The 22,474-nt window shown below is 36.3% G+C and carries 18 protein-coding genes and 2 pseudogenes; 8 read left to right on the plus strand and 12 right to left on the minus strand.

All coding sequences use genetic code 11. The features are described 5' to 3' along the window. Nucleotides 1-966 (minus strand): alpha-D-glucose phosphate-specific phosphoglucomutase (locus CWATDRAFT_RS18765; protein WP_007306539.1); only part of this gene is annotated, 966 nt, incomplete at its 3' end. Between the two features lie 176 nt (nucleotides 967-1,142). On the opposite strand from CWATDRAFT_RS18765, the gene CWATDRAFT_RS18770 reads away from it, so the two are divergent. The 7 genes from CWATDRAFT_RS18770 to CWATDRAFT_RS18800 all read left to right on the plus strand — a co-directional run bounded on the left by CWATDRAFT_RS18770 (nucleotide 1,143) and on the right by CWATDRAFT_RS18800 (nucleotide 6,125). Continuing rightward, nucleotides 1,143-1,493, plus strand: coding sequence for a hypothetical protein (locus CWATDRAFT_RS18770; protein ID WP_007306521.1), 351 nt, complete (start codon nucleotides 1,143-1,145; stop codon nucleotides 1,491-1,493). Between the two features lie 82 nt (nucleotides 1,494-1,575). Then, nucleotides 1,576-2,205, plus strand: coding sequence for a type I restriction endonuclease (locus CWATDRAFT_RS18775; RefSeq protein WP_007306522.1), 630 nt, complete (start codon nucleotides 1,576-1,578; stop codon nucleotides 2,203-2,205). 75 nt (nucleotides 2,206-2,280) lie between these two features. Continuing rightward, nucleotides 2,281-3,480: a glutathione S-transferase family protein gene (locus CWATDRAFT_RS18780; protein ID WP_007306523.1), complete on the plus strand. Its 1,200-nt coding sequence runs from the start codon at nucleotides 2,281-2,283 to the stop codon at nucleotides 3,478-3,480. A 116-nt stretch (nucleotides 3,481-3,596) separates the two neighbouring features. Further along, nucleotides 3,597-3,863, plus strand: coding sequence for a type II toxin-antitoxin system ParD family antitoxin (locus CWATDRAFT_RS18785; protein ID WP_007306524.1), 267 nt, complete (start codon nucleotides 3,597-3,599; stop codon nucleotides 3,861-3,863). A 95-nt stretch (nucleotides 3,864-3,958) separates the two neighbouring features. Beyond that, on the plus strand, nucleotides 3,959-4,654 hold the full coding sequence (locus CWATDRAFT_RS18790) for a DUF47 domain-containing protein (RefSeq protein ID WP_007306525.1): 696 nt from the start codon (nucleotides 3,959-3,961) through the stop codon (nucleotides 4,652-4,654). 41 nt (nucleotides 4,655-4,695) lie between these two features. Further along, nucleotides 4,696-5,814, plus strand: coding sequence for an inorganic phosphate transporter (locus CWATDRAFT_RS18795; RefSeq protein WP_007306526.1), 1,119 nt, complete (start codon nucleotides 4,696-4,698; stop codon nucleotides 5,812-5,814). Further along, nucleotides 5,814-6,125: a nucleotidyltransferase family protein gene (locus tag CWATDRAFT_RS18800; protein WP_007306527.1), complete on the plus strand. Its 312-nt coding sequence runs from the start codon at nucleotides 5,814-5,816 to the stop codon at nucleotides 6,123-6,125. The genes CWATDRAFT_RS18795 and CWATDRAFT_RS18800 overlap by 1 nt, the downstream gene beginning before the upstream one ends. A gap of 321 nt (nucleotides 6,126-6,446) precedes the next feature. Here CWATDRAFT_RS18800 and CWATDRAFT_RS18810 read toward each other — a convergent pair whose 3' ends face one another. From CWATDRAFT_RS18810 to CWATDRAFT_RS18830, 6 genes are all read right to left on the minus strand, one after another. Then, nucleotides 6,447-6,782, minus strand: a complete 336-nt coding sequence (locus CWATDRAFT_RS18810; RefSeq protein ID WP_007306538.1) for a hypothetical protein — start codon at nucleotides 6,780-6,782, stop codon at nucleotides 6,447-6,449. A gap of 59 nt (nucleotides 6,783-6,841) precedes the next feature. After that, nucleotides 6,842-8,404: a tetratricopeptide repeat protein gene (locus CWATDRAFT_RS18815; protein ID WP_157134114.1), complete on the minus strand. Its 1,563-nt coding sequence runs from the start codon at nucleotides 8,402-8,404 to the stop codon at nucleotides 6,842-6,844. Between the two features lie 86 nt (nucleotides 8,405-8,490). After that, the gene (locus tag CWATDRAFT_RS40060; RefSeq protein ID WP_232287138.1) at nucleotides 8,491-8,847 is read right to left on the minus strand and encodes a hypothetical protein; all 357 of its coding nucleotides are present in this window, start codon (nucleotides 8,845-8,847) and stop codon (nucleotides 8,491-8,493) included. A gap of 138 nt (nucleotides 8,848-8,985) precedes the next feature. Further along, entirely contained in the window at nucleotides 8,986-9,813 is an 828-nt protein-coding gene (locus tag CWATDRAFT_RS40065; protein ID WP_232287139.1) for a P-loop NTPase fold protein, read from the minus strand. A gap of 542 nt (nucleotides 9,814-10,355) precedes the next feature. Next, complete coding sequence (locus tag CWATDRAFT_RS18825; protein ID WP_007306534.1) at nucleotides 10,356-12,722, minus strand: ATP-dependent helicase; 2,367 nt, start codon at nucleotides 12,720-12,722, stop codon at nucleotides 10,356-10,358. A gap of 587 nt (nucleotides 12,723-13,309) precedes the next feature. After that, a complete protein-coding gene (locus CWATDRAFT_RS18830; RefSeq protein WP_007306533.1) occupies nucleotides 13,310-14,806 on the minus strand; it encodes an IS66-like element ISCwa4 family transposase in 1,497 nt (498 codons plus the stop codon). Nucleotides 14,807-15,186: 380 nt separating this feature from the next. Here CWATDRAFT_RS18830 and CWATDRAFT_RS18835 point away from each other — a divergent pair. Next, nucleotides 15,187-15,606, plus strand: a pseudogene (locus CWATDRAFT_RS18835) (IS630 family transposase); the annotation flags it as partial. A 976-nt stretch (nucleotides 15,607-16,582) separates the two neighbouring features. Here CWATDRAFT_RS18835 and CWATDRAFT_RS18845 read toward each other — a convergent pair. From CWATDRAFT_RS18845 to CWATDRAFT_RS40075, 5 genes and pseudogenes are all read right to left on the minus strand, one after another. Then, complete coding sequence (locus tag CWATDRAFT_RS18845; protein WP_007306532.1) at nucleotides 16,583-17,884, minus strand: MFS transporter; 1,302 nt, start codon at nucleotides 17,882-17,884, stop codon at nucleotides 16,583-16,585. Nucleotides 17,885-18,428: 544 nt separating this feature from the next. Continuing rightward, nucleotides 18,429-19,705 (minus strand): annotated as a pseudogene (locus CWATDRAFT_RS41880) (NF041680 family putative transposase); the annotation flags it as partial. A gap of 51 nt (nucleotides 19,706-19,756) precedes the next feature. Then, nucleotides 19,757-21,259 (minus strand): IS5-like element ISCwa2 family transposase, encoded by a 1,503-nt coding sequence (locus CWATDRAFT_RS18865; protein ID WP_007306530.1) that lies wholly within the window; start codon nucleotides 21,257-21,259, stop codon nucleotides 19,757-19,759. Nucleotides 21,260-21,527: 268 nt separating this feature from the next. Then, on the minus strand, nucleotides 21,528-22,238 hold the full coding sequence (locus CWATDRAFT_RS18870) for a condensation domain-containing protein (protein WP_007306529.1): 711 nt from the start codon (nucleotides 22,236-22,238) through the stop codon (nucleotides 21,528-21,530). 21 nt (nucleotides 22,239-22,259) lie between these two features. After that, a partial coding sequence (locus CWATDRAFT_RS40075) for a hypothetical protein (RefSeq protein WP_232287140.1) occupies nucleotides 22,260-22,474 on the minus strand: 215 nt, incomplete at its 5' end.

A 22,474-nucleotide genomic window follows, 5' to 3' on the forward strand; every position in this document is an offset into this window, starting at 1 on the left:
TGATCTAGCACCTCCAGCAATACCGTCTTTATACCCTGGTACTAGGGTAGCCCTGGCGGTTAACACCGCTAAACTATCGCTAGGGGTGACAAAAAAGTTCTTGCCTAAAACCATATTGCGATCGCCGTCTCCATCGGAAGCGGCTCCAAAGTCGGGGGCGTTATCCCCAAACATAATTTCTACGAGATCGTGGGCATAAACTAAGTTAGGATCGGGATGTCCGCCGCCAAAGTCTTCTAAGGGGATACCATTTTGTACGGTTCCCTCTTTCGCCCCTAAAAACTGCTCAAACAAAGCCCGAGCATAGGGACCTGTTACAGCGTGGAGGGAGTCCATACACATTTTGAAGTTATCGGAACTCACCATCGACTTAATTTTATCGAAGTCGAATAATTCCTGCATTAACTCCACATAGGGGTTTACAGAGTCCATAACTTCTACATCCATTGTCCCTAGTTTAAAGGAACCAGGGCGATCTAAGTTAATGTCCCCTGCTTCTAAAATTTTATATTCGTCGATGGTTTTGGTGCGCTCAAAAATAGCATTGGTAACTTTTTCGGGGGCCGGACCACCGTTACCAACGTTGTATTTTACCCCGAAGTCTCCCTTGGGACCACCAGGGTTATGACTCGCAGATAAAATAATGCCACCAAAGGCGTTATTTTTGCGAATAACCGCCGATGCAGCCGGAGTTGAGAAAATACCGTTTGTACCAACTAAAATACGTCCGATGTTGTTCGCTGCTGCCATTTTGAGGATAATTTGAATGGCTTGACGGTTATAGTAACGGCCATCACCTCCAACAACCAAGGTTTGACCTTCGCAACCATCGAGACTGTCTAAGATCGACTGAATAAAGTTCTCCAGATAATTCTGCTCTTGGAAGACTGAGACAGCTTTACGGAGTCCAGAGGTTCCTGGTTTTTGTCCTTCAAAGGGGGTTGTGGTTACGGTACGAATTGTCATAATGCAATTAGACCTAAATTTAGTATTGTGCTATACCCGTGTCTGAGTATGATTTATAACCACTTTACGCCATTTCAGGTCTATTTTGTCTGATTCTAATGCTAAGTATCCCATTTTTGATAAAATGTGACTATGTGTCAAGTATAAAGTCAAAAAAAACTTATCGGGTGAGTAGAATGAAGATTGTTTTCGTTTACAACGCTAATAGTGGTCTAATGAATACTGTCTTAGATATAGGACATAAGATTATTAGTCCAGACACTTATGAATGTAATCTTTGTGCCATTACTTATGGTGTCTTGACAGAAAATAAGGAATGGAAAGCATTTCGTGAATCATCAAAGGATGAGTTAGAATTTTTACACAAAGATGAATTTGAAGAAAAGTATCAACAAGTTAGGGACTATCCTATTGTTTTAGTAAGTAACACAAATAACGAATTATCTGAATTGCTTGATAAGGATGAATTGAATAAAATGCAAACAGCAAAACAATTGATACAAAAGCTTCAAGCAACTATCAAATGACTTATAGTATTTTATTGGTTTGTAGAGGTTTAAGAATATCACAAATTTAATTTTTATATTCTATTGAGAATAGTGGCTATCTATGGTGTTGATAATTGGTGTTATAGAAGCAATTAAAAACTTAAATGACTTACAAACTAAGTTAAATTTAAGTCAAACAGAAGAAGACAACTTTTTCTTAGAATGGAATCAAGAATTACCAGAAGTAACAGAATCTGAAAAAACCGCGATAACTCGGATAAAAAAACGTTACAATTATCATCGTTCATCATCTCTTTTACTAGAAGGAACAGTTAATTTACTGGTAGTTTTCCCTCTTTTAGAAGTAGCCGGTTTTTTAGATCCGCCTTTTAAAATAAAGTCCCCTGAATCAGTAGAATTAATTATTGAAGATGCAGATAAAACAATTATTAGAGGATTAATCGATGTTTTAGTTGTCAAAAATTCTTTATGGGTATTAGTAATAGAATCAAAACGTAACAGTATTCCTGTGGCTGCTGCTCTACCCCAAATTTTAGCTTATATGATGGCTAATTCTCAATCACAACAAACAATATACGGTATGGTAACTAATGGGGATAGTTTTCTTTTTCTCAAATTAAATAAACAGGAAAAATACCAATACGACCTTTCCAGAGAGTTTTCTTTATTACCCAGAAAACATGAATTATCCCAAGTGCTGCAAATTTTGAAAAATTTGGGACAACTATAGTTTAATAATGGATAGTGGATAATGTATAATGATTATAAAAATTAATTCTAAATTCACAAATAATTACTTTATAAAATGACCACATCGCCTTTAAGCTGGACAGAACTAGAAAACCTAACCAACTGGACAAAAGATAATATTAATGGACCAACTAACTCCCAAGCTATTTTACGGCTTTTTGGTCATCAAGAAAGTGATATCAGAGTCACCCTTTACCGTGATAACCATGCGTGGTGTCCCTACTGTCAAAAAGTTTGGTTATGGTTAGAAGAAAAACAAATTCCCTACCGTATCGAAAAAGTTACCATGTTTTGCTACGGAACAAAAGAACGCTGGTATAAAAAAATTGTACCATCAGGAATGCTTCCTGCTCTAGAATTAGATGGACGCATTATTACCGAAAGTGATGATATTTTGCAGTCCCTAGAAACAGCGTTTGGCCCCTTAACCCATAGCATGAAAGATGCAAAGGTTATTCCTTTAAGACAGTTAGAAAGGTTACTATTTCGGGCCTGGTGTGGTTGGTTGTGTTACCCCACTTGGTCACAAAAACAGGAACTACAAAACCGTGAACAGTTTGTTAAAGTTGTGGCTATGGTAGAAAAAGCTTTAGCTGATACCCCAAGTCCCTATTTTCTCGAAGAGTTTAGCATAGTAGATGTGATTTTTACGCCCTATGTTGAGCGCATGAACGCTAGTTTATACTACTATAAGGGTTATTCTTTGCGAGAGGAAAATGAACGTTTTGGTCAGTGGTTTGATGCGATGGAAACCCGTCCCACTTATCGGGGAACTCAAAGCGACTTTCATACCCATGTTCACGACTTACCCCCACAAATGGGTGGATGTTACAGCAATAGCGAAGAACAAGCAAAAATTAACCAAGATAGGGTAGATAATGGTTCTTGGTTTGGTTTACCTGATGTGATGTATGCTGAACCCGAAAACTCCCGTCAAGAAGCTTTGCAACGGGTGATTAAACACCGTGAGAATATTATTCGGGTTAACCCTGCAAAAGATAAAGTGTTCGATGAAGCGTTACGTTGTGCATTAACTACCATGATGACAGAGGAAACCTGTCAACCTCCCAATGGATCTGATGTTGCCTTACGATATTTACGGGATAGAATTAATGTACCACGAGATATGTCCATCTATGCAGGAAAACGGTTACGGGACGCATTAGAAACTACTGCTAGTTTAGTCGGCGATCGCCAAGGAATACCCATTCCTATTAAACATCGACGGGATCAAGATCCGACTAATTTTGTTTAATCATAACTCAGTAGGGGCTTAATGTTATCAGTGATCAGTTACCAGTGATCACTGATCAGTTATTGGTCATTAAGTCCCTACAATTATTAAATTTATAATCAGGAGGTTTATAACTGATGAATATTACATTAAGTCCCGAACAAGAAAAGTTTATTCAATCACAAATAGCTAGAGGTAACTATCAGGATGTTGAACAGGTAATCAAAGAAGCATTGACAATTCTTGAAATTATTAATCAGGAAAATGATCAGAAACGGTTAGAAGAATTAAGGGAAAAAATAGCATTAGGATTAGAAGATGTTAAACAAGGAAATGTAACAGATGGAGAGTTAGTTTTTGAACGGTTACAAGAAAGATTACGCTCTGACTTTGGGTTAAAATAATGAGTTATTTAAAGTTAACTTAAATGAATAACTTGCCAAAAGCTTGAAAATGAGAGACGATAAACTATACTTATTGATTGAAATTAATTTAACTTATGTCTAAAGAAACACCGGCTTTATTTGGTAAGACAAAATTATTAGAAGGACAAATTGACGAATTTCTCGATAAAGTAGCAGAAGGTGCAATTTATTTTGAAAGGGGAATTAGTGCTTTTCTTGAAACAAGAAATACCTGTAAAACTTGCGAGGAAAAACTCTCACAAATTATTGAACTAAAACAAAGATGTCGGGAGTTACAACGTTCCATTGTTAATGTTCTTTATAGTGAAATGTTAATCCCTGATTTTCGGGCTGATGTTCTGAGATTATTGACTGATTTATTTTCTCTTCTGGATCAGATGGGGAAAAATTTTCAAGACTTAATAATTGAACGGGATCAAAGCCAAGAAATAGAATCAAAAACAGATGATACAGGGAATGAAATCGGGAAAAAAGAGTTTTTAGATTTAGTACAATTTGTTGTTAAAAGTATAGAAACAGTAGTCATTGCTGCCCGTAATTTTTTCCGTGATCCTAAGTCTGTAAAAGATCATACTTATCAAGTCAGAGTTTATGAATCTGAGGCTGATAAAATTGCTATTAGTTTGAAGAAGAAAATTTTTGCTACTGATTATAAATTCTCCGAAAAAATCAACTTAAGAGATATTGTGAACGCCATCGATGCTATTGCCGATCTCGCTGAAAATGTGGCAGATGAGTTAGATATCTATGCAATTCAACGCACTTTATAGTTATGATAGCTTAACTTGTCAGATTAGTTAAATTAAAGAAAATGGACCTAATTAGCACTTTTATTTTTCTCTCTAGTGGCTTATTTTTGGGATGGTCCCTCGGTGCAAATGATGCTTCCAATGTCTTTGGAACTGCTGTGGGGAGTCGCATGATTCGTTTTTCTACTGCTGCGGTTATCTGTAGTGTTTTTATTATTATTGGTTCAGTAACCGCAGGGGCCGGGGCAGCCGGAGGACTGGGAAAACTGGGGGCAGTCAATGCTTTAGCTGGTTCCTTTACCGTTGCTTTAGCGGCTGCAATAACGGTTTTATGGATGACTCAGTTAGGACTGCCTGTATCCACATCTCAAGCGGTTGTAGGGGCGATCGTCGGTTGGAACTGGTTTAGTGATTCCCCCACCAATATTAATGATTTAATCAAAATTATGGGGACATGGATAGCTTGTCCTATTTTGGCGGCTATATTTGCGGCGGTTATCTATAAGTTAGTTGTACTTTTGATTGACAATACGAAACCCCATCTTTTGAGTTTGGATAATAATATTCGTTGGGGTTTAATTATTGTGGGTGCTTTTGGTTCTTATACTTTGGGAGCGAATAATATAGGTAATGTAATGGGAGTTTTTGTCCCTTCTTCTCCCTTTGAAAACCTAAAAATTGCGGGAATTTTTGATATATCGGCAGTAGAACAATTATTTTTATTAGGGGCGATCGCCATTGCTGTTGGGGTGTTTACCTATTCTAAGCAGGTGATGATGACTGTGGGTGGTAGTTTGATGACGTTATCTCCTGTGGGTGCATTAGTGGTGGTTTTGGCGAATTCTTTAGTATTATTTACTTTTTCGTCACAAGAATTGTCAAATTTTGTGGTTAGTTTGGGTTTACCTCCTATTCCTCTCATTCCTGTTTCTAGTTCTCAAGCGGTGGTGGGTGCAGTTATTGGTATTGCTCTTTTAAAAGGGATAAAAGGGGTTAGACAGGTTAAATGGGGAGTTCTAGGGGGTATTGCCTCCGGTTGGATCACAACTCCTGTTATTGCTGCTGTTATTAGCTTTGTTTTGTTATTTATTGTCCAGAATGTTTTTAATCAAGAGGTTTATCAAGTTGCCTCTGTGCAGGTTTCAAAACCAGTTATTGAAATATTAGGAGACAAATTATAATGAATAAAAATCTACCAATCACTATCTCTAGACACACATTATCGGCTTTTTGTAAACAATATTATATTAAGAAATTATCTTTATTTGGTTCCGTGTTGAGAGAAGATTTTACAGATAAGAGTGATGTTGATTTTTTAGTGGAGTTTGAAACAGGAAAAACCCCTAGTTTCTTTACTTTAGCAAGAATGGAAAGAGAGTTATCTGTTATAATTAATTTGCATAAAGTTGATTTAAGAACACCGTCAGAATTAAGTATTTATTTTCGGGATCGGGTAATGCAAGAGGCAAAGGTTTTATATGAGTTATCCTAATAATATAATAATTTTGAGGTATTCTCCTAACTCATTAAAAACTTCTTGCTTTATACCAATTTCAAACACTATCGCTACACATTTCCGTAGGGGTCAACGGCCGTTGACCCCTACAACATTAACTTATCTTGATAGCCTTTTGCTGATGCAGTTGCTTTAGGTGATTTCCACACTTGAATATACCTGCTTTTCCAATTATTCCCCCCTTAAAAAGGGGGGTTAGGGGGGATGGTAAGGGATCTCCTTTATCAGAAATCACCTTAGGATTAGTAATTAAACCGACTGGGGTAGAATCAAGAATAATAATGGTTGTCATGACTACTAAATAGATACACCTTCTATAGATTGAATAATATCTAATATTTCTTTCTGTTCATTTTCATCATCTAAATTATCCCATGAATCTAATAATTGATTGATTCTTTCTTGTTGTGCAATTGTACTAATGGCTTTTTCCCAATCATTTGATGCTGGTTTCTGCATCTCTTTTAAGCATTCTAAGAAAGAAGTTTGACTATTTTTTTCTTTTATGTTTCTCAAAGCTTCTAATTCTTCTAAATTTTCTAATAGTTTTTGAATAGTCCTAAATTCTTCAGAAGGTAACAGTACAAATTCTTGACCATTGTTTGTTAAAAATTGAGGATGTAATTCAATCATTGCTGTGTTGTGAATGAGTTATATGATTAATAATTTATTTTATCTCAATGTTTATTTTTTCATCTATTTTCTTTTTCCTTTAATGCTTCATTACGATTATTAATATATATTTCCTCATCTGGTTTCAACTGTAATGCTTTGTCAAAAGATGCGATCGCTTCATCCAACCTTCCTAAGTTACCTAAAGCTATCCCTCGGTTATACCAAGCTTGATGATCATCTGGTTTCAACTGTAAAGCTTTGTCGTAGGAGGCGATCGCTTCATCGAACCTTCCTAACTTACGTAAAGCTATCCCTCGGTTATGCCAAGCTTGATGATAATCTGGTTTCAACTGTAATGCTTTGTCGTAGGAGGCGATCGCTTCATCGAACCTTCCTAACTTACGTAAAGCTATCCCTCGGTTATGCCAAGCTTCATAATAATCTGGTTTCAACTGTAAAGCTTTGTAGTAGGAGGCGATCGCTTCATCGAACCTTCCTAACTGACGTAAAGCATACCCTCGGTTATTCCAAGCTTGATGATCATCTGGTTTCAACTGTAAAGCTTTGTCGTAGGATGCGATCGCTTCATCAGACCTTCCTAACTGACGTAAAGCATACCCTCGGTTATTCCAAGCTTGATGATCATCTGGTTTCAACTGTAATGCTTTGTCGAAGGATGCGATCGCTTCATCAGACCTTCCTCGGTTAAATAAAGCTATCCCTCGGTTACACCAAGCTTCATCTTTATCTGGTGTCAACTGTAATGCTTTGTCGTAGGAGGCGATCGCTTTGTCGAACCTTCCTACGTTAGCTAAAGCTATCCCTCGGTTATTCCAAGCTAGATCATAATCTGGTGTCAACTGTAATGCTTTGTCATAAGAGGCGATCGCAGCTTCATATTCTGCTTGTTGTGTATGAATCAATCCTTTTTCAAACCAAAGTTCTGATTGTTTGGTGGGATCAAGGTTAGGAGAATCAGTTAAGTAAGCTTTAATTTCTGCTAATTTTTCCTCCCTTTCTTGTGGGGTAAACTGTTTGTATTTTTCTAGATCACTATCCAGATAAGCAATACGATAAACTTCTTCTTCTAAGGTATCTTTATCAGTAGGAAATTCATACAGTCCCGATCGCCAATCAAAAAAATCTGGCGCGCGTCTGATAAAGTAACGCAAAGCAAATTCTGGTAAGAGAAAAACAATAGTAAAAGAAAATTGCTGATAAAACCGTTCACGGGAGAGGTTTAAATAACCCAAAATTCTGGGAATACCAGCCCAAGTTCCCCCATAAACAGGACTTTCACTAGGTAGTTGATAACCTTCGCTTTCTGCTTCTTCGTACCGTAATAACGCCGTTTCTAACCCACAGACAAAGAGAATATTAAGCTGTTGATAATCAGGAATATTAATAATTTGCTCGTAAATATTATCCGTTTCTGAATCCAATTTGAGGGTAGCAGATTTTTTATGAGGTAAATCCTTATTTATTTGTTCAATAATTTGTTTTCCTTGTATGGGAGAACAACGTACAAACAACAAATTAAAGCCTTTTTTACGACTCAAAGAACGTCGTAACGCTTGATAAGATTCCTCCCCCGTTACTGGTATATCTTCCCACTGTTCAGAAGAGGATGAATCAATCATTAAATTGTTATTTTTAGCTGAACTTGTCATATTACAAACAATAGTTTTATATTCACTTTTAACTGATAACTGGCAACTGATAACTGCTAACTGTTTAACTGTTCAACAAACTCAGAGATTTTAAGAATGAGGGGATGCACATCATACCAACTGATCAACTCCTCATCATCATCATAATAACTATATTGTAAAACACAGCGATTAAATAATAGTTTACGATGTTCTTGATCGTTTTGAATTTGATGGGTTTGATGAACTTTTGCCAATAATGGCCATTGTTCATGTTCTACTGTTCTTCGATAAACGTCTCTCGCTTGAGTTATTGCTCGTTGCGCTGCTCTTTTTGTAATAGGTAAATTATCAATATAATTAAAAGCAGAATCCATCAATAACATCAAATTCCGTACATGACCCCCAGTCATTAAACATAAATTATCAAGCAATTCTTCGCTTTCAAAAATATCACTTTCTAAGTTTTTATCTGGGGCAAATTCTTCAATTCTTTTGCTAATAATTTCCTAAATTTTCTTAATTCCTGGATCATAAGGATTATTATCAACATCATAAACCCGAATCATAGGTCATACCATAAGATCCCCATCATAAGACTCTCGTAAATCATTAGCACGATTAGAATAGACCATAGAAATGGGAATAGTATAGACTATATGACATTTTATTTTTTTTAGTTGTTCAGCACGATCCAAGAAAATTTCATCATGATTATTTTTATCTTCACCACGCATGATAGGAACAATACGGTCTAAATTATCCACCAACATCACCAATTTTTGATCTTTAGGTAAAGGTTTTTTCTCATTGTCAATAAATTCGTTTAAAGCATCCAATAATGTAGCGGTATGGGGATTAATTTTTTCTCTAATTTTTTGTCTTTCACTAGGAATTCCCCGAATAGCAACAGATAACTTTCCAAAATATTTAATTAAATCTCCCGTTTCTAGGGTAGTTTCTCCTATCTCAATTTTCGTTAAGGATAAATCAATCAAATCTTGCCAACGTTCTTTTAACCAATTTTTTAAAGGTGTAGAATTAGCTTCTTTTAATTCTTCGAGAAGATGACGAGTACAAGCGATTAAAATATCTGTATATTGAGCATCTTCTGGATCAATATCTTCTTGATCTGCTGCAAAATAGACTACAAAACAATTATTATCTTCTAAATATTTTTTAAGTCTTAATAACTCCGTTGACTTTCCTCCCCCACGATGTCCAGCATACAATTGATAAGTATGTTTATTTTGAGGAGATTGTATAATTTTCTTCCCTAAATCTCTATAAATATTTGCATCTGCTCTAAACTCAGTCAAATCTACATATAAATCACTACCAGCAGGTAAAGGAACCGGTTCAAAAGCATTAGCAAGGTTAGCAATTAAATCTTGAGACATGATGCAAAAGCCTTTAATTATATAACATATTCTAACACATCCCGTAGGGTGGGTTAGGCGCAGCATCAATTTTCTGAAAACATCATAAGTTTTTATCTGCGCTGTAACCCACCATTTTCAATATATAATTGACTGTACTTTCTTATCCCCCCTTTAGTTCCCCCCTTTGTAAGGGGGGAACTAAAGGGGGGAACTCCATAATCTCACGAACCATTACTGATTGCTATAAACATATTCTACATTGAACACTCCGCCAACTAAATCGAAGATTATAGTTGGGGATTCTTTTTACACCCAGTGAAGGCGTTACCGAGAAAGGTGGTGTCCGCACCGAACCGCAAGACTTTTGCGTGGCCTACCCTCAGTAAAAGCAATTTGATCGATATAGATAATTGCTTACAGGCAAAAGGTCGTGTCTCCGAATACAAATCTTTACCGTACCTTGTAAATAGCCCTCTGCTATCATGATAACAGAAGTTCTGCTTTTTGCTAACCCCATCTAAATCAAAGATTATAGATGGGTACTGCGCAAAAAATCTTGTTCAAAACAAATATTCAATAACCGAATTAGGAAATTGTTTCATTAAAATAGGAAAAATAGGACAAGGAACTTTACTGTGTAAATTAATGCTTGTATCTGCTTTAAAAACACTCCAACGAAAGGGGCCTTCTTTCGCAGCAGACATCCATAAAAGACGCTTTGCACGAGTCATTGCTACATAAAGTAAGCGATATTCCTCTGCTTTTTTAAGTTGTTGTGCTTCTTGCCAAGCGTTGTCTGGGTTAGGAATAATTAAGGTGTTTTCTGGGTTAATATATTGATGATGAACCGCAGCACGAATTTGCGCGCGAGATACTTCTGCTAAAGTGAATTCTCCTAAGAATTTTGCAGCAGTGGGAACCCAAGGATTACCCGGTAAAACGTCTTCATGGAGGAAAGGAAGAAAGACATAATCCCAGTCTAAACCTTTGGATTTGTGCATGGTAATAATGGTTACTTGATTCTGTCTTGTATAACGTTCTTCGCTATCTTCTTCTATCCCTTCAAACTGTTCTGAATTAATAATCTCTCTGAGAACATTTAAGACACTTTTTAAGGAAAATTTACCAACTAATTCTTGACTAATTCTCTCAGAAAGTTTCTGGACTGTTGCTAATTCTGCACCAGTATATTTTAAGGTCATTCCTAAAAATGGAATCAGTTGATAATCGGGTAATTCTAACTTTGCTTGGAGGAGATTACAACAATAACGACGTGCTTCTAATACTGGTTTTTTCTGTTCAGGAATTAGGGAACTGGGATAAAGAAAATTCTCGGGATAAGTAGCTAAAATATTAAGGTCTTGTGAAGGAATTAAACCCCGATTTTGTAATATTTCCAAGGCATTTTTTAAATAGTCGGGAGAATGGGGTCTATCTATGAATTGTAAGAGGTTTAAAATTTCGCTAGGAATCTGAGAAAATCTTTCTGATTCCCCCACTTCATAAACTCTAATTTTGTGTTTCTTAGGTAACTCTTTCAGGTTTTCAGCTAAGAAACGACCTTGACGATTTTCTCTGACTAAAATAGCAGCATTATGGTCAGAATTTTTGTTTAATAATTCAATGATTCTTTCCTTAATTAAATCAACCGTATGATAAATATCATCGGGACGATAAAGCTCTAATCCTTCCCCAACTGCTTCGGGGTTAGCATTAGGTTGAGGATCATCTTTGCTAACAGTTTCTATGCTTTGTAAGCGAAAAGGAATAACCTCTTTTTTATCTTCTGAAATATCAGAATTAATATGTTTTTTCCGCTGTTTTTTACTTTCATATTCCCATTGCCCATTGACCCATTTTAAAACAAAGTTAGCTGCATCAATAATAATCTTACTACTGCGTCCAGCTTGGGTCATTTCTGCTAATTTTTCTTGACTTTTGCAGGTCTCACAAAACCAATTAAAATAAACAGAATCAGCAGGGGTAAATGTAGAGTTAATCGCCTGATTAGGATCACCTACTCTAATTAAATTACAGTCATTTTCTTTACTTGCTAAAGCAGAAATAAGTTTCTCTTGTAAAGGACTAGAATCTTGTGCCTCATCTTCAAATACCGCAAAAATTTGTTGTTGCCACACCTGTCTAATTTTCGGATTTTCTATAACATTTAATGCCCCTAAAATCATGTCATCGTAATCAATAAAATCTAGCGATCGCATGACAATTTGATATTGTTCGTATAACCCTGCTGCAATGGCTAATATTTGGTAATGTTCCTGGGAATAATCACTTAATTCCCAGACTTTTTCTGGGTTTAATCCTGAACTTTTAGCTTCTCTGATAATGGTATGAGCCAGCTTTGGTAAAACTTCCGTTCTCAATACAGATTGACGGCGTAATCTTTCTGTTTCTTCTCCATCAAACTCTGCCCCTTCTAATAATAGTTGATAACGCCGAGGATTGCCACTAATCCACTTTTCTACGGAACTACGAATCACCCGATGACTAGGGGTAGGAATAATCACCGTTGATGTTTCTAAATTGAGTTGAGATAAGTCAGGGTTACGAGTAGCAATATTCAAGGCCAAACCGTGTAAAGTTTGTACCATAAACCCAGTTTGAGGTATTTTTAGCTCCTTGAGACGTTCTTTAATTTTTGCCTTAATTCCAGCAGCAGCAGAGCGAGTATAAGTAACAATAATTAGCTGCTTTCTAGGGTGAAGTCTATACTGTGCTATCATCATAGCAGCAGCTACAGCTAGACTGTGAGACTTCCCCGCACCAGGCACTGCAGAAATGGCCATTTTTCCCGCTGTCCAACTGGCTAATTGTTGTTGTCCAGGACGTAAACTATTCCGTAGTTCCTCTAATTTTATTGATAGGTTAGGAACTGACAGATGAGAAGTTGAATTAATATTATTTTCCAAGAATAAATCTAGTTAATTAAAGCAACAATATTAGGTTTTAAAGGGTAGTTACCTACCACTCCTCCCCTTCCCAAACGAACATGAGACTTTTATCCCATATTACACTTATAGCAATCAGTTATCAGTTGTGAGAATTAAGTGAATTCTGATCCCCCCAACCCCACTTAATAAGGGGGTATCTCCAAGTTATCATGAATCATTCCTGATTGCTATACTATCTATATTATACCTTATTTGCGACCCATAATACTAATGGTAAGGTCAGAAAACTTAGTAAAGTTGTGAGTAACTGCTCACCGCAACAAAAAAGTCTTATTGAAAAGCACTACAAACAACATCAGTTGAGTCAACAAAAATATAAGCCCTGTGATTTAGCGTAAAATTTAAGCTAATTTATTACGGCTATTTTAATGACTAACATTTCCAGAATCAAGTCTTTTAAAAACCTCAAATAAAAACAACAATATGAGAAAAAAAATAGTAAGATAGTTTTTTGTTAGCGGAGATTATCCGCTAATCCTGTGTATTTTTGTGCAGAGAGATAGGGCGATCAAGAAAAATCTATCCCCCATCGGCTCCGGAGCCTTTTACATCTCTAATCCTGGGGGACTCCGACCAGCTAATGAAAATAATTCGCATAATTGGACAATGGCATTTTGCCCCTGTAATCTCATGGTCTCTAAAAAACTGAACATTTGGGTGACTAACTCTGCACCCCAGTCGCTTCTTGCTCCCCCACTTACTTTGCGGTGAATGACAATGGGACGTAAAGCTCTCTCAGCATCATTATTATCTGGTTTGACTTCAGGATAAGTTAGAAAGGTGAACCACTCTTCCCAATGACGTTTGAGACGGTTAATCAATCTTTGTGCATCATAAGGCCATCCTTTTTTGGGAGTTGCTTTAAAAATCTTTTGCAGTGAGTTCTCGACTTCTGTTCTTTTGGAGCCTAAGTCTTCAAGGGTTAAATTTCGAGCATGATAATGACGATAATGGATACGGGCGGTTGCTAAAACTTGCTGTACATCGGCAGCAAATTCTCGATTCGCTTGAAAACGACTGGTTTTAAGGGACTCTAACTCTCGTTCTAAATGTGCCAGACATTTCTGTTTGGCCATCGCACTTTGTCTAAAGTAGGCACTATAGCAGTCACTGGTGAGGATGCCCTTAAAATCTGCTCCTAACAATTTCTCGACTTCTGCGGAGCTTCTAGTGGGAGCCAACATCAACACACAGACCTCATTTGATGTGGCTACCCAAACCCAATACTTGATGCCATCGATGCAATAACTGGTTTCGTCAACACATCGGATTCCTGGCTGCTGGATGTACTTTAACCACTGTTGGGTCAAGGGTTCTAAACTTTCTTGAAACCATTTGTGCATTTTGGCAAGGCTCCCTTGAGAAATGGGAATGCCAAAGACATACTCTATAAAATGTTCCTGTTTACGCCATGTAAGATTACCCCCATAGCCAAGCCAGCCCACGATGCTACTTAATCGCGCCCCATAACGGAATCCTTCTTTAACTCCCAATGGAACAGGACTGTAATCTGACCATCCACAACTAGGACATTTATAGAATCCGCGACGATATTCCCTGATTTCTATGGGTTGGTCTACTACTTCAGCCACTTGCTGGACTTTTTCGGGAACTACTTCATCTCGTTCCACTGAACCCCCACAAACAGGACAGTTTTCTAGTTCTAAAGGGACTATCTTATCGGGCTGACCAAAACCATTACGGGTCTTCCCTGGGTGGTCATATTTTGGTCCGCGTTTAAATCCTTTTTTGCGTTTCTTTTTGTCAGAAGGCTTTTTTAGTGGGTCTGATGATGGGGGGACTGAACTGTTTTTTGAGTTACGGTTTTTTAGCTTATCTCTCTCTTCTTTCAATTTTTCAATTTCTTGCTGTTGTGTAGAGATTTGTTGTTGTTGCTGGTCAATCAGTCTTTGTTGAAGAGATAACTGTTGTTGTGCCTTGACTAGCCACTCAATCATGAAGACATTGTTCGCCAACTGTTCATCGGCGATAGCTCTAACTAGCTTTGAATCAATGGTAGCATTTGTGGTCATAACCCCCACTATACATAAAAATCCCCGATTTTACCTTTATGTTGTCAAGACAGATTCTTTATTGCGGTGAGCAATTACCTTGTCCTTATCAAGATATTTTATCTATTGCTAACAAAAGAATTAAAACTATTCCTAATACTGGATAAGTAGAATAAGTTGTTTTTTTAAAAAGATATCTATCATAAGTTGTTGACTGACTGATACTTTCATTTAGTCTTATTTATCGTGGAGAAAATCAAAAGTTAATATAATTATTCCCTCTTAAACTCAATTTTTGGATAATCAAAGTCAATTTTTTTATTCATCTATATTCAAAATTTCTATTAGTCCTAAAAATTATCATTTTTCATCTCTGGATTGGGCTTTCAAATTAATTTGTGAGAAATCCGGGTTATAGTCCCAGAGGAGAAAGATGCTATGCTTTAAAATGTGGAAAGAGAAGGGAAAGGGCTAGTTGGATTGGTGCTTTAAAAAATGGCAAAATCTTTGCCCCTTTAACATTTGAGGGTTGTTGTAATCGAGATTTATTTGAAGCCTGGTTATCTCAAAGTTTGATTTCTCAATTAGAAGCAGGAGATATTATTATTGTTGATAATGCTACTTTTCATAAAGGGGAAAGCATTAGAGAAATGGTTGAAGATGCTGGCTGTGAAATATGGTATTTACCGGCTTATTCCCCTGATTTAAACAAAATTGAGAATTGGTGGTCTGTCTTAAAAACTTGGATGAAACAAATGTTACCAAAATTTGAAACCGTCCGAGAATGTGTAGATGCTGCCTTCAAAAACTGTCCTAACGTTTTTGCGTAGTGCTATACTTCTGGTGCTGAGGCATAATAAATTCCTCCTCGGTTTTTGGTAGTCCCTACAAAACAGTGGAGGTAAGGCTACAAGAGGGTTTTATGGGTTAAACTAATAAGCGATCGCTACGTCAACTATTTAACCTTAATGACAATAGCTCCTTACAACCCCAAAAATCCCCATCAACTTTTTCCTCAGTTCTGTCCCTGCCCTGATTGCCCCTATTATTTGGATCTAGATAATTACATCACCAAAGATGGAACGTACCCAGTCAAAACAGAGACTCAAAAACGGCAGAGATTCTATTGTCACGCAGGAGGGCATCGTTTTTCAGAGATGGCCTACCCGCATTTCTTACAAATTAATTTGGCTCTACCGAACTTAGTGTGATAAAAATCGCTCAAACCCTCACTAAGCCTGATTTAGCAAGGAAGTTAATAAAAACCAAACTATCAAAAACTAAAATGCTTGCTCCATCAGGCTTTCAGTCTGTTTTTTCTAATAGTTTTACATGACAGGTTCGGTAGAGCCATTAATTTGAAAGCCTAATTGAGAGATAAAAAATGAAAATTTACAGGTGGATTTAATCAATTTATTTTTCTGTGTTCATAATTTAATTTTAAAAGCTAAATCCGAACTCTTTTGTAAATCTGGTTCGCGGAAAACCGCCGCGAACCGCTTTCGGTATCCCAGAACAGACTGACCCACGGATTTTTGTGGCGATCGCCTTTATTTTTTTAGCGATCGCCGTTAGATAGTAGATAGGTTCTCTATCCATCAACGGAAAATTTACAGGTGGAATTTCTCCAGATAATGAGTCTCTTGCGTTGAAAGGAAGAGAGAGAGCTAATGAATTTGAAATTAGAATTCGCTCTTTCAAATTATGTCCCCATTATAACTTAATTTTGTTCATATTTTAGATGCGTTTGCCCTGCTAAAACCGTTAGAACCAGCAATATCCCATCAGTGTAAGCTTGACAGACCACTAGTGATCATAATCAGGAATAAGTGATTCGAGATTGCGAAGTCTTTGAAACCCATATCCGCTCAAGCCAACCAATAACATAGCCAATGCAGAAATAACATACAATAGGGCGATACCTGAACCCTTTTCTGTCCCAAATAACCAACCAAATATCTTTGCTGTTAATTCTCCTGATCTCATGGCAGGTTCAAAAACGTGATCCGCTAAGGGACCAGCTATTAAATAGCTTATTGATGAAACTATTTTAATTATCATCATACGAATAGAAAAAACCCGTCCTTGTATTTCAGGATCTACTTTTTGTAACCAAATAGAATTCACAGAGCTACCCATTACAGGAAAATTAAGAGAAGAACAAAACTGCATTGGAGCCCAAACGAAAAGTCCTGTACCCAGTCCAAATATTGTTTTACTTAAACCAGCTCCAATCATCCCCAACTGTACTCCATCGACCTGACGTTGAAATTTACCCCATTTACTCATTAACAAAGCTCCAACAACACCCCCAAACCCAGCAGCAGAAGCTACAGCACCTAAAACTTTAGGATCACCATTGCTTCGAGCTAAAATCATTGCCGAATAAAGAGAACCACCCATGTCGTGAAAAAACCAGAACATGGATACTAAACATAATAGAAACAACAAACTATTATGTTTCGTTAAATAGTCTAAACCAACACGAAATTCTTTAACAATATTTAAACCTTTTTTTTGCTCTAACGATTCTGATTTTGGTGGAGGAATATGAACAAAAGATACCATACCAATAGCAAAAAGAAAAGTAGTAATATCAATGAGCATAATTCCACTCAAGTCTATCTTTAGATAGAGATAGCCTGCCAATGCTGGTCCAATAATGCTAGAACCATATTTAGCTAAAAATCCCATACTACTTGCACGAACATAGTCAGATTTTGGCACTAAAGTAGAAATAGATGCTGAGAAAGCTAAAGATTGAAATTGCCCAAAAAAACCCATAATTGCTAGAGATAAATATAAGTGCCATATCTGTAAATGATTAGTTGAATATAGTATCAAAAGCATAATTGTTAACACTCCTATTACACAATCTGCGGCAATAATTAGTAATTTTCGATTCCAGCGATCAACTATCGTCCCAGAAATAAAAAGCATAAAAATTTGTGGCACTTGAGCAAAGAAACCAAATAAGGCTAAATCCGTAGCATTACCTGTAAGTTGCCAGATCCAGATGCCTAAAGCAAACAAAGACATTTTAGAACCCAGTAAGGAAAGGCTTTGTCCGAGCCAAATAATATTAAAAACTTTCAGTTCTTTTCTCATTGATTTTGTTAGTATGTTTCAATATTATGATTAATTTGTTTGTTTTTTGGAGGAGATATCTTGTTTTTAGCTAAATTTGCGTTTGACTAGAATGAATTACTCACAGCCTAAATGATAAACTAATTAACCCGCATTTCTCACAAACTGATCAATAATCATCTACAGATCAGATGCCGGGTTATGGTAAATATTTTTCTTACCGAAGCTTACCTCCGCTTCCTCCGCTCTGGTAAGGGTTTCAAGAATAACTTAGCGGCATTCAGATAAGCTGCTTCTATACACCGATGTGATACCTATCCCTCTTCTGTCACTTTCCTAAATTCTGAGGAATTTCCGTCATTACAGCCAACGATACCTAACTAGAGAATCAAGGTTTGACCCCCATTTTTCGGAGTCTGACAGAAGAGGGCTATTTATTGGACTTTGGACAAAAAAAGTTTGTTAGCGTATATTTTACGCTAAACTAAAATCCCAAAATATCGGCTCTGTATCAGTCAATAAAATTGGCTGACAAATAGGGCTAATCTATAGATTCTGAGGAAAACTAAGGAGCTTTTAAGTTTTCAGTTGATTTTTTGCTCCCTTTCTTGATAACATCATGACGAGTTCGTGGGGCTTTTTTGTAACCTTTAATACGTCCGGAAGAAAAACCTCGACGTTTGGGAAATTTGGCGAAAGTCCCCAAGGTCGTAATTATTCTTGAAAAGTCTCTTTGAACTAGACTAGGGGTGATTTTGATGGATTTATTAGTCTTCAAATACTGTTCCCAATCACGGGGTAAAACCACAGCTAATTTTCTGGCAGCCCACAAATTTACATAAGAAAGAAGTGTTAGTTTAAACCAATTTTCTTCATGATGTACATCGGGAGTTAAATAAGATGTCATCAATAATCTTTGTTTACCAAATCGAAAAAGATGTTCCATGTCATAACGTTGTCGATAACACTGATAACAATCAACTAAACTTAACTCATCGCGCCGAGAACCAATAACAATAAGCCACATAGGTTTCCAAATACTATTTCTTTCTTGATCTCTGACAACAATCTGGAGTAAAGTAAAGGGGTGATTGTTCATTTTATAGTTTTTAGTTCCTCTCATTAACATCTGTTTTCATCCCGAAATAGTCACTGTTAATTGACGACCTTTTTTCGTTGTAAAGGGAACATGATGAACTTCATCAGGTTCAGTCCAAGTTTGGTCATCTTTAAGGTCAAATTTATCCCCATACCAACGGGGATGTCCCGAAGTTTTGGCTTGATTTGGGTCCCGAATAAATTGACGATAAAAAACTCGGTCACTTCTAACTCTTGTAATAGTAACTACGTCTTCGTGCTTAACTTGTTCCCCAATAAAATCCTTTTGGCTGTAGTCACTATCAGCCACTAAGACAGATAATTTATCAGAAATAAAGAACTTTGCCAGATTTTTTTTAGTTGTTGATTGCCTTGATTTACTCCTTTATGTTTAGAGGGGACTCGCTCTCCTGATAAGGGGACAGCCCAAGGGACTTTCTCTGTGTCTATTTGGTCAGGTAAAGCGCAGACAACGGAATAACAATGTCCAATATTAATGGGTTTATTTCCCTTAATTGGATTGGGGTAATGAATAAAGGTTTTATCCGCTAACGTTTCGGCAAACGGTCGTGGACAGGGAGTTGTGTCAATACCAAATAAGTTATAATGTTTTGAAGTGGGAGGAATTGTTCTCGATACCGCTGAAAATAAAGTCTCAATTCTCTGTTCATAATTAGGGTCAGTTTGAGTGGGTAAAAACTCTTGAATTCCTCTATATAAACTGTTATAATCTCTTCTAAATAGGGTTTGCTGAAAAAGTTTCTCCAAAATTTATGCCACTTTTGACCAAGAATTTTATGACAAATCAATAAGTTTTAGTACATAAAAATTGTTTAAAGTATAATCAAAATTAATGAAAGGCGGTTTGATGAGTTTCCCTGTTCTATTATTAGTAAATAAGGACAAAAAAAGCGACAAAAACTGCCTCAGAAGTTTAGAAAGATTGACAACTAAAAATGTAATAGCAATAGATGTAATGGAGGTTTCAGGGAGTTTTGTCATCACGAGATTTAGGCTAAATCTTCGTTTAGCTTGTCCAAACTTTCCCTCAATAGCATTACGGAAGCATTCATCGGAGTGGGCTTGTTTCTTTTCTTCTTCACTGACATTTTTCGGAGGTCTTCCTAACTTCGGACCACTGATTCTTATCCCTCTTTCCTTACACCAATTTCTGTTTTCCCTAGTTCGATAAATTTTATCTACATGGACGGATTCGGGATAATAGCCAAACGTTTCTTTATACTTTTCTACTTGTTCTTTTAAATGACAAGATTCATTGAAGTTTTCCCAACTTATTTTGTCTAGAAACACATAGTTATCTACACAGCTTACTGAGAGTTTAGCTCCAAAATCTATTGGGTTTCCTGCTTTTCCCCTCACTATTGGACGAATATGCGGTTGAGTTAAACTTACAATTCTTTGAGGAACACTCTGGGTCTTATTCTCCCACATTGACTGTTGTTGTTCATAAACTTTTTTGATAGTCTCTAGACAATTTTTCTGTCTTTTACTCAGATTTTCCAGGGAAGCCCCAGCTTGAATTAAGTCTTCTATATTTCCTAAATTTTTCTTAAGGTATTTTAACTGTTTCCCGATAGCTTTTCTTCTTTCTTGATAAGATACTTTTCGTTTTTTAGCTACTTTTAAGTATTCCTTTCTAGCAATTTTTCTAGAAGTTCTCGGCTTTTTTCTCAATTTTACTCTTAATGGTTTATAAAGATTATCTGTTATTCTTTCTGTCTCAATTCTGGCTTGATTTAATATGCCTAAATCCGTTGGGTATTTGATGTCTGCTGGCGCACAAGTCGCATCTAAAATTAGTTTACCTTTATTTTTTATTTTTTCTCCTTTTTCTTGGAGACAATCCTTTTTTTTTACTTCTTTATCACTCTTGTCTATTTCTCTTTTTACTATTTTTTTATTGATTTTGTTTATCAATTCCCCATCAATTCTTTTCCTAAAATGAACTAGCATTGAAGATTCCAGTGGTGGCTCTTGTTGATAACAATTTAAACCTATAAAGTATTGTAGATAGGGATTTTCTCTAATCTGTTCTATAGTTTCTCTATCACTTGTTCCTAATTTTTCCTTAATAATTAATGTCCCTAATGCCATTCTAAATAGTTTGGCTGGCGCACCTTTTTCTGCTGAAAAAAGTTTAGCATATTCTTCCTCAAAATCATCCCAAGGTATCAACTCTGCCATGATTACCCAACGATTATTGGGGGACAATTTGCCCTCGAAAGGTAATTCAAATTTTTCTGGGGGCGGTAAAGGTTGCTCCTCTTTTCGATACATTTGTTCTTGACCAACAACTGGGAGGTGTTTCTACCAATTATAGCGGTTTGTAGCCGACAAAGCTGATCTTTTTTGCGATCGCGAATATGGGTGTAACCTTTTAAAGAATAGGGTTTTGCTTTTATTCAGCAAACCCTACTTATCCTAATATTTGTTCTTGAGAAAAAGGACAAATATTAGATGAAAATTTTTATTGTGTTTATTAGAATCAATATTAATAGAACCGTAAAAACATTGACATATTGTTGCATAAAAATACTCATTATAACTACCCAAAATCAACCATTCCTAATACTTGGTTGAAAGTATCTTCATCTAAGTCAACTAAGGACAAATCAGATATGGTTTCATGATCAGATTCACAGTCATTAATTAGTTGTTGTAAGATATCAAGAAATTTTTTGGTGATCGCTTCAATGGTTGATGATTTATACAATTCACAACTATAATTCCAGGTAAACTGCAATTGTTCCCCTATTACTAAACTATTAATCTCTAAAGAATGGGGTTTAGTTTGCTTAATATCTTGGTTTAATCCAGCATCATAAGGAGATAAAGAAAACTCTGAATTATCTGACAATAAAGCATCAAATTGACCAAAATAATTGAAACTAATTTCAGCTAAACTCTCAATTTCTGAATGCTCATAAAAATAACGCATCACTCCGTAACCTATACCTTGATGGGGAATAGAACTTAATTGCTCTTTAACAGCTTTTAGAGAATCTACAAGAGTGTTAGAGTTTTCTATATTTAGAAAAACAGGAAAAAGACTTGTAAACCAACCAACAGTACGAGTAATATTTATCCTATCATTAATATCTTCCCTTCCATGACTTTCTAAGTTAATTAATAAAGAACGTTGTTCCGTCCACTGACTAACAGCTTCTACTAAGGCAGTGAGTAAAATGTCGTTAATTTGAGTATTAGAAGTTTTAGGGAATCGTTTTAATAGGGTTTCGGTTTCTTCTTGTACCAAGGTAACAATAAACTTGTTTAGTTACTGCAATAGTATTTTCACCTTCTGGATAATCTCTAAGGCAAGAGACACCAAGTTTCTGCAAGTAATTCTTGCCCATATTCTTTCTCCTCTTCTATGGCATAATTCTTGAAATTGGTCTGACCAAGTTTTGATAGAAGTGCTTTCAAAGGGTAGGTCAATAGGTTGAAATATCTGGTTAATGTTGAATAAGCGGTTTGGAAAACTTCTTAACT

It is taken from the genome of Crocosphaera watsonii WH 8501, from assembly GCF_000167195.1.
Taxonomy (GTDB): Bacteria; Cyanobacteriota; Cyanobacteriia; order Cyanobacteriales; family Microcystaceae; genus Crocosphaera; species Crocosphaera watsonii.